The sequence below is a fragment of the Kocuria rhizosphaerae genome, assembly GCF_044462265.1.
GTDB lineage: Bacteria > Actinomycetota > Actinomycetes > Actinomycetales > Micrococcaceae > Kocuria > Kocuria rhizosphaerae.
On sequence record NZ_JBISWL010000051.1, the window covers coordinates 1 to 8,183 of the forward strand.

The 8,183-nt window shown below is 71.6% G+C and carries 7 protein-coding genes; 6 read left to right on the forward strand and 1 reads right to left on the reverse strand.

Annotated features, from left to right (window positions below; genetic code table 11):
- Positions 1-132: 132 nt before the first annotated feature.
- Entirely contained in the window at positions 133-525 is a 393-nt protein-coding gene (locus tag ACH9EU_RS06105) for a tautomerase family protein (protein ID WP_396413050.1), read from the reverse strand.
- Between the two features lie 358 nt (positions 526-883).
- Here ACH9EU_RS06105 and ACH9EU_RS06110 point away from each other — a divergent pair, with 358 nt between their 5' ends.
- Genes ACH9EU_RS06110 through ACH9EU_RS06135 form a run of 6 tightly spaced genes read left to right on the forward strand, consistent with a single transcriptional unit; the run spans position 884 to position 8,164 of the window.
- Positions 884-1,840, forward strand: coding sequence for a TIM barrel protein (locus ACH9EU_RS06110; RefSeq protein WP_396413051.1), 957 nt, complete (start codon positions 884-886; stop codon positions 1,838-1,840).
- A gap of 28 nt (positions 1,841-1,868) precedes the next feature.
- Positions 1,869-2,759: a TIM barrel protein gene (locus ACH9EU_RS06115; protein ID WP_396413052.1), complete on the forward strand. Its 891-nt coding sequence runs from the start codon at positions 1,869-1,871 to the stop codon at positions 2,757-2,759.
- Positions 2,756-3,742 carry a 5-dehydro-2-deoxygluconokinase gene (iolC, locus tag ACH9EU_RS06120; protein WP_396413053.1) on the forward strand — a complete coding sequence of 329 codons (987 nt, stop codon included), beginning with the start codon at positions 2,756-2,758 and terminating at the stop codon, positions 3,740-3,742. The genes ACH9EU_RS06115 and iolC overlap by 4 nt, the downstream gene beginning before the upstream one ends.
- Complete coding sequence (locus ACH9EU_RS06125; RefSeq protein WP_396413054.1) at positions 3,739-4,677, forward strand: Cgl0159 family (beta/alpha)8-fold protein; 939 nt, start codon at positions 3,739-3,741, stop codon at positions 4,675-4,677. Before iolC ends, ACH9EU_RS06125 begins: the two co-directional genes overlap by 4 nt.
- Entirely contained in the window at positions 4,674-6,644 is a 1,971-nt protein-coding gene (gene iolD, locus ACH9EU_RS06130; protein ID WP_396413055.1) for a 3D-(3,5/4)-trihydroxycyclohexane-1,2-dione acylhydrolase (decyclizing), read from the forward strand. Before ACH9EU_RS06125 ends, iolD begins: the two co-directional genes overlap by 4 nt.
- Positions 6,641-8,164, forward strand: a complete 1,524-nt coding sequence (locus ACH9EU_RS06135; RefSeq protein ID WP_396413056.1) for a CoA-acylating methylmalonate-semialdehyde dehydrogenase — start codon at positions 6,641-6,643, stop codon at positions 8,162-8,164. The genes iolD and ACH9EU_RS06135 overlap by 4 nt, the downstream gene beginning before the upstream one ends.
- Positions 8,165-8,183 lie beyond the last annotated feature (19 nt).

Sequence of the window (8,183 nt, forward strand, 5' to 3'; positions counted from 1 at the left end):
CGCGTGCCCGGGGCCTGCGTCCGTCCCGGTGTGCTGGGCCGGGAGCTCGGACCGGCCGGCGTGCTGACGGCGTTCGAGGGCGCCGGCGTGCCGAACGTGCTCCGGCTGACCGCCGACGTCCACCGCTGGGTGCTAGAGCTGTCCGGTGAGGAACTGGGCCACGCCCTGGCCGAAGGACCAGTCCTCGCGGGTGTTCTCGGTGACCGAGACGATGAGGTCCTGCGGGTCCAGGCCGGTGCGCCGGTGGAGCTGATCGGCCAGGGCCCGGTACATGGTCTGCTTCTGGGCCTCGCTGCGGCCCTGCTGGGTGATCTGGACGACGACGAGGTCGTCGGTGCGGGTGTAGCCCAGCCCGGTGTCCTCGGCGATGAGCTGGCCGGGCTTGTGCTCGGTGATGATCTGGTAGCGGTCACGGTCGGGGGCGGCGAAGGTGGCGAGCATGACGTCCTGGACGGTGTCGGCGAGCTCGCGCAGCTGGGCGGGGGAGCGGCGGTCCTCGACGACGTCGATGCGCACGAGGGGCATGGTGGAGCCTTCCTGCTGGAATCTGCTGTGATGTGGCGAAGTGCTCGGGAGCGTCGCGGGGAACGTCCTGCCGTGGCCGGGCGGGCGCCGCGGTGCGGGCCGGGGGCCGGCCTTGCGAGGAGAGCCTGTTCCCCGCACGTCAATTTGAGCATATGTCAGGACAAAGTACCATTCCTGGAAGAGGGGCAGGTCACATCTTCGGGCTCGCACTCCGGGGTGCGGAGCAACTTAGACGGAATGTCTTTACAAACTGACCTGGTTGCGTATCCTGGTTGTGATCCGTACCACTGATCGGCCGGCGTGGGGACCGCGAGGACCTCGCCCCGGTGCCGGACGCGAACCAGGAAGCAGGTGACCCATGGCGCAGCAGAATGCGACCACGACCTCCGCCGACACGGCGGCACAGCACAATCCCGTCCTCATCGGCACGGCCCCGGACTCATGGGGCGTCTGGTTCCCGGACGACCCCCAGCAGACCCCGTGGGAGCGCTTCCTCGACGAGGTCGCCGAGGCCGGCTACTCCTGGATCGAGCTGGGCCCCTACGGGTACCTGCCCACCGATCCGGCCCGGCTCGCCGACGAGCTGGCCCAGCGCAACCTGAAGGTCTCCGCCGGCACCGTCTTCACCGCCTTCCACCGCGGCGCCGACCAGTGGGAGGAGGCCTGGGAGCCCGCCCGCAAGGTCGCCGAGCTGACGGCGGCGATGGGCGGCGAGCACATCGTGGTGATCCCCGCCATGTGGCGCGACGACGTCACGGGCGAGGCCCTCGAGAACGAGCACCTGAGCGCGGAGCAGTGGAACGCCCTGTGCTCGGGCCACGACCGGCTGGGCAAGGTGCTGCGGGAGGACTACGGCCTGCAGCAGCAGTTCCACTCCCACGCCGACTCCCACGTGTGCGGTCAGCCCGACATCGAGACCTTCCTCCAGCGCACCGACCCCGAGCTGGTCACCCTGTGCCTGGACACCGGCCACGCCGAGTACGGCGGAGCGTCCTCCGTGGACCTGATCCGCAAGTTCCCCGAGCGGATCGGCTACCTGCACCTGAAGCAGATCGACCCCGTGGTCCTCGAGCGGGTGCGCCGGGAGAACATGACCTGGGCGGCGGCCAACCTGGCCGGCGTCATGGTGGAGCCGCCGGCCGGACTGCCGGACCTCGCGGAGGTGATCGCCGAGGTCGAGAAGCTGAACCGGCCCGTCTTCGGCATCGTCGAGCAGGACATGTACCCGGTCTCCTCCTTCGACGTCCCCCTGCCCATCGCGACCCGCACGCGCTCCTACCTGCTGGGCTGCGGGTCGCGCACCCGCGTCCGCTGAGCCGAACCACCGACCAGGAGACCCGTCCATGAAGATCGCCCTCGACCCCACGCCGTTCCACAGCACCCACTCGCTGCTCGAGTTCCCCCGGCTCGCCGCGGACCTCGGCTACGAGTACCTCCAGCTCACGCCCCACGCGGACTTCCTGCCGTTCTTCAACCACCCCAAGGCCGACGACGAGCTCGTGGCCGACCTGCGCTCCGCCTGCCGCGCGGCCGGCGTGCAGATCGCCTCCGTGCTGCCCGTGCTGCGCTGGTCCGCCCCGGACCCCGACGCCCGGGAGGCCGCCGTGCGCTACTGGAAGCGCGCGATCCGGATGACCGTCGACCTCGGCGTGAACCAGATGAACACCGAGTTCCAGGGCCGCCCGGAACTGGCGGAGGAGTCCGAGCGGGCGTTCTACCGGTCGATGGAGGAGCTGCTGCCCCTCATCGAGCGGGAGGGCGTGCACATCGCGATCGACCCGCACCCCGACGACTTCGTGGAGCAGGGTCTGGCGGCCTGGCGGGTGATCCGGGGCGTGAACTCCAAGAACCTGGGCTTCGTCTACGTGGCGCCGCACACCTTCCACATGGCGGACGCGCCGCTGGAGATCATGGCCGCGGTCGGGGACCGGCTGCGGGTCGTCCACGTCGCGGACACCATGGACCACCACCGCTCGCACGGGCTGCGCTACATCACCAACCCCCCGGGCAACGCGGCCCGGGTGCACCAGCACCTGAAGATCGGCGACGGCGACGTCGACTGGGACGAGTTCTTCGGCGGGCTGGCCACCAACGGCTTCCTCGACCGGGAGGACTCCGTGATGGTCTCCTCGGTCTTCGCCGAGAACGAGAACGCCCGGGAGGTCTCCCGGTACCAGCTGGACCAGATGCGCGAGCGCACGGCCGCCGCGCGGAGAGCAGGAGTGACAGCATGAGCTACGACGTCGTGACCCTGGGACGCATCAGCGTCGACATCTACCCCGACGACATCGGCGTCGGCCTGGAGGACGTGACCACGTTCCGGAAGTACCTCGGCGGCTCGCCGTCGAACGTGGCGGTCGCCGCGGCCCGCCACGGGGAGTCCGCCGCGGTGATCACCCGCACGGGCGACGACCCCTTCGGCACCTACCTGCACCGGGAGCTGGCCCGCTACGGCGTCGACGACCGGTACGTCACCGCGGTGGAGGGGCTGCAGACCCCGGCGACGTTCTGCGCGATCCGCCCGCCGGAGGACTTCCCGCTGTACTTCTACGGCCGCTTCCCCACGGCCCCGGACCTGCAGATCCGGGCCGAGGAGATCGACGTCGACGCGGTGCGCGAGACCCGTATCCTCTGGTCGACCGTCACGGGCCTGTGTCAGGAGCCGTCCCGCTCGGCCCACGTGGCGGCGCACGAGGCGCGGCCCCGGGAGCAGCTGCGCGCGGACCAGCACACGATCCTGGACCTCGACTACCGGCCCATGTTCTGGGCGTCCGAGGAGGACGCCCGGGCGCAGGTCCACGAGCTGCTCCAGCACGTGACCATCGCGATCGGCAACGACAAGGAGTGCGCGGTGGCCGTGGGCGAGGGCACCCCCGACGAGCAGGCCGACCGCCTGCTCGAGGCCGGTGTGCGGATCGCCGTGGTCAAGCTCGGCCCCGAGGGCGTCATGGCCAAGACCCGGGACGAGCGCGTGGTCTCCGCCCCCGTCCCGGTGGAGACGGTCAACGGCCTCGGTGCCGGCGACTCGTTCGGCGGGGCCTTCTGCCGCGGCATCAACCAGGGCTGGGCGCTCGAGCACGTCCTGGACTACGCCAACGCGGCCGGGGCGATCGTCGCCTCCCGCATCTCGTGCTCGGACGCCATGCCCACCCCCGACGAGGTCTTCCAGCTGCTGCGGGAACGCGGCCGCACCGTCCCCGAAGGAGCCACCCGATGACCACCGCCAGCCCCCTGGAGATCGACACCGACGACCCGCGCCGGTACGAGCACCTGAGCCGGATCCGGCTCGAGGACCCGCGCGCCGTCCAGCGCGCGGCCGACACCCGCCGGCGCCACCCCGGCCTCGTCCACGGCCGGCAGAACTTCGTCGTCGCCGCGGACCACGCGGCCCGCGGCGCCCTGACGGTGCGCGGCGAGCACGACGCGATGGCCGACCGCCGCTCCATGCTCGACCGGCTGCAGATCGCCCTGGCCAACCCTCAGGTCGACGGCGTGCTCGCCTCCCCGGACGTGCTCGACGACCTGCTGCTGCTCGGCGCCCTCGACGGCAAGCTCGTCTTCGGCTCCATGAACCGCGGCGGCCTGCCGGGCCTGGTCAACGAGATCGACGACCGCTTCACCGGCCACACCGCGGCGGCCCTGGACCGGATCGGCGCCGACGGCGGCAAGATGCTCACCCGCATCTGCTTCGAGTCCCCGCACACCACGTCCGTGCTCGAGAACACCGCCCACGCGGTGGACTCGCTGGCGGCACTGGGGCTCATCGCCATGGTCGAGCCCTTCATCTCCCGGATCACCGACCGCGGCATCGTCAACGACCTCTCCGCCGACGCCGTGATCCAGTCCGTGGCCATCGCCCAGGGCCTGGGCGGGACGTCGTCGCACACCTGGATGAAGCTTCCGGTCGTGGAGGAGATGGAGCGCGTCATGGCGGCCACCACGCTGCCCACCGTCCTGCTGGGCGGTGACCCCAGCGGCCGGCCGGACGAGGTCTTCGCGACGTGGCAGGCCGCCCTGGCCCTGCCGGGCGTCCGCGGCCTGACGGTCGGACGCACCCTGCTGTACCCGGAGGACGGCGACGTCGCCGGCGCCGTGGCCACCGCCGCGTCGCTGCTGAAGGGCCACCCCGTCGAGGAAGGAGCCGCCCGATGAGCGCCCGCACCCTGTCCGTGTCCCAGGCGCTCGTGGAGTTCCTGGCCAATCAGTGGACCGTCGACCGGATCGGCGGGCAGGAGTACCGGCAGCGGACGATCCCGGGGATGTTCGGCATCTTCGGCCACGGCAACGTGGCCGGGGTGGGGCAGGCGCTCAAGCAGTACCAGGCCGCCGACCCCGCCCTGATGCCCTACTACCAGGGCCGCAACGAGCAGGCCCAGGTCCACCAGGCCGTGGGCTACGCCCGGCACGTCCGGCGGCGGGCGACCTTCGCGGTGTCCACCTCGATCGGGCCCGGGTCCACGAACATGGTCACCGGCGCGGCCCTGGCCACCACGAACCGGCTGCCCGCGCTGCTGTTCCCCTCGGACCAGTTCGCCTCCCGCGCCCCGGACCCGGTGCTCCAGCAGCTCGAGCGTCCGGACGCCAACGACATCACGGTCAACGACGTCTTCCGGCCCGTCTCGCGCTACTTCGACCGCGTCTGGCGGCCCGAGCAGCTGTTCTCGGCGCTGCTCAACGGCATGCGGGTGCTCACGGACCCGGCCGAGACCGGTGCGGTGACGATCGCGCTGCCGCAGGACGTGCAGGCCGAGGCCCTCGAGGTGCCGGAGGAGTTCCTCGCCCCCCGGGAGTGGCGGATCCGCCGCCCCGCCCCGGAGGAGGAGGACGTCCGGGCCGCCGTCGAGGCGATCCGCGCGGCCGAGCGGCCCGTGGTCATCGCCGGCGGCGGCGTCCACTACGCCTTCGCGACCGAGGCGCTGCGCGAGTTCGCCGAGGCCACGGGCATCCCGGTGGTCTACACCCAGGCGGGCGTGGGCGTGCTGGACTGGGACCACCCGCTGTGCCTCGGGGCCGTCGGCTCGACCGGGTCCACGGCGTCCAACGCGGTGGTGGCCGATGCCGATCTCGTGATCGGCATCGGCACCCGCTACGAGGACTTCACGACGGCGTCCCGGACCGCCTTCCAGCACCCGGACGTGCGCTTCGTCAACATCAACGTCGCCGCGTTCGACGCCTACAAGCAGGGCACGGCCGTGCCCATCGTCGCGGACGCCCGCAAGACCCTCGTCGAGCTGACGACGGCGCTGGGCGGGTACCGGGTCGGCGGGGACCTGGCCGAGACCGTCGAGGCCGAGAAGCGGCGCTGGGACGCGACGGTGGACGCGGCGTTCGGGAAGCGGCACCTGCCGCTGCCCAGCCAGAACGAGATCATCGGCGCGGTCAACGAGGCCATGGACGACCGTGACGTCGTCGTGTGCGCCGCGGGCTCCCTGCCCGGGGACCTGCACAAGATGTGGCGCGTCAAGGACCCGTACGGCTACCACGTCGAGTACGCGTTCTCGTGCATGGGCTACGAGATCGCCGGCGGTCTGGGCGTCAAGCGTGCCGCCGTCGCCGAGGCCGAGCGGGCCGGGGCGCCGCAGGACGCGCGCGACGTCGTCGTCATGGTCGGGGACGGGTCCTACCTGATGATGCACACCGAGCTCGTCACGGCCGTGGCCGAGGGGATCAAGCTCGTGGTCGTGCTCATCCAGAACCACGGCTACGCCTCGATCGGCGCGCTCTCGGAGCAGCTGGGCTCCCAGCGCTTCGGCACGAAGTACCGCTACCTCGACGGGCAGCGGCACAGCTTCGACGAGGGCTCCACGCTCCCCATCGACCTGGCGACCAACGCCGAGTCCCTCGGGGTGCGGGTGCTGCGCGTCGAGTCCGGGGACGGGGTGGTCGACCGGCTCAAGCAGGCCGTCGCCCAGGCCAAGGCGGTCCCGGAGGGCTCCGGCCCCGTGCTCGTGCACGTGGAGTCCGACCCGATGGTCGACGCCCCCAGCTCCGAGTCGTGGTGGGACGTGCCCGTCACCGGGACCGCCACGCTCGAGTCCACCCAGCAGGCCCACGAGGTCTACCAGCAGTACAAGGCCCGGCAGCGCCCGCTGCTCGGGGAGTCCAGGAGGAACGCATGAGCCAGCAGACCCAGCAGCAGACCACCCACATCGAGCACTTCATCGGCGGCAGGCGCGACGCCGGCTCCGGGGGGACCCAGGAGGTGTACAACCCGGCCACCGGGCAGGTGTCCGCGACCCTGCACCTGGCCGGCGAGGCCGACCTGCAGCGGGCGGTCGCCACCGCGCGCACGGCGGCCGACACCTGGGGCGACGTCTCCCTGGCCAAGCGCACGGCGGTGCTGTTCAAGTTCCGCGAGCTCGTGGCCGCCCACACCGAGGACCTCGCCCGGCTGATCACCGCCGAGCACGGCAAGGTGCTCTCCGACGCCAAGGGTGAGGTCGGCCGCGGCCTGGAGGTCGTGGAGTTCGCGACCGGGATCGCCGAGCACCTCAAGGGCGAGTACTCCGACCAGTTCTCCACCGGCATCGACGTCTACTCCTTCCGTCAGCCCCTCGGAGTGGTGGCCGGGATCACCCCGTTCAACTTCCCGGTCATGGTGCCGCTGTGGATGGCTCCGGTCGCGATCGCCGCCGGCAACGCCTTCATCCTCAAGCCCTCCGAGCGGGACCCCTCCCCGTCGCTGCTGATCGCCGAGCTGTGGCAGCAGGCCGGCCTGCCCGACGGCGTGTTCCAGGTGCTGCACGGCGGCAAGGAGACCGTGGACGGGCTGCTCACCCACCCCGACGTGGACGGCATCTCCTTCGTGGGCTCGACCCCGATCGCGCAGTACGTGCACGAGACCGCCACCAAGCACGGCAAGCGCGTCCAGGCCCTCGGCGGGGCGAAGAACCACGCCGTGATCCTCCCGGACGCCGACATGGACTCCGCCGCCGACAACCTCACCGCGGCCGCCTTCGGCTCCGCCGGTGAGCGCTGCATGGCGATCTCCGTGGCCGTGGCCGTGGGCGAGGCGGCCGACCTGCTCGTGGACAAGCTGGCGCAGCGGGCGAAGGACATCACCGTGGGCAACGGCATGGACTCGACCTCGGACATGGGTCCGCTGATCACCCCCGCCTCGCGGGACCGGGTGCGCCGCATCGTCACGGCCGCCGAGCAGGACGGCGCCGCCGTCGTCGTCGACGGCCGCGAGCTCGAGGTCGCCGACCACGAGAACGGCTTCTTCGTGGGCCCCACGGTCCTCGACAAGGTCCGTCAGGAGATGGAGGCCTACGCGGAGGAGATCTTCGGGCCGGTGCTGGTCGTGCTGCGGGTGGACACCCTGGACGAGGCCATCGAGGTCATCAACAAGAACCCCTACGGCAACGGCACCGCGATCTTCACGTCCTCCGGGGCCTACGCCCGGCAGTTCAAGCGTCGCGTGACCGTGGGCATGATCGGGGTCAACGTCCCGATCCCGGTGCCGGTCGCGTGGCACTCCTTCGGCGGCTGGAAGGCCTCCCTGTTCGGCGACCACCACATGTACGGTCCCGACGGGGTGCGCTTCTACACCCGCGGCAAGGCCGTCACCGAGCGGTGGCCCGAGCCCCACCACGCGTCGGGGGCGTCCTTCGCCTTCCCGTCCTCGTCGGACCACTGAGGCCCGGCACCCCGCCGTG

What these genes read in the sequence shown, in the direction of transcription:
- ACH9EU_RS06105 (WP_396413050.1), bottom strand. Translation starts at nt 525, where the DNA reads ATGCCCCTCGTGCGCATCGACGTCGTCGAGGACCGCCGCTCCCCCGCC.
- ACH9EU_RS06110 (WP_396413051.1), top strand. Translation starts at nt 884, where the DNA reads ATGGCGCAGCAGAATGCGACCACGACCTCCGCCGACACGGCGGCACAG.
- ACH9EU_RS06115 (WP_396413052.1), top strand. Translation starts at nt 1,869, where the DNA reads ATGAAGATCGCCCTCGACCCCACGCCGTTCCACAGCACCCACTCGCTG.
- iolC (WP_396413053.1), top strand. Translation starts at nt 2,756, where the DNA reads ATGAGCTACGACGTCGTGACCCTGGGACGCATCAGCGTCGACATCTAC.
- ACH9EU_RS06125 (WP_396413054.1), top strand. Translation starts at nt 3,739, where the DNA reads ATGACCACCGCCAGCCCCCTGGAGATCGACACCGACGACCCGCGCCGG.
- iolD (WP_396413055.1), top strand. Translation starts at nt 4,674, where the DNA reads ATGAGCGCCCGCACCCTGTCCGTGTCCCAGGCGCTCGTGGAGTTCCTG.
- ACH9EU_RS06135 (WP_396413056.1), top strand. Translation starts at nt 6,641, where the DNA reads ATGAGCCAGCAGACCCAGCAGCAGACCACCCACATCGAGCACTTCATC.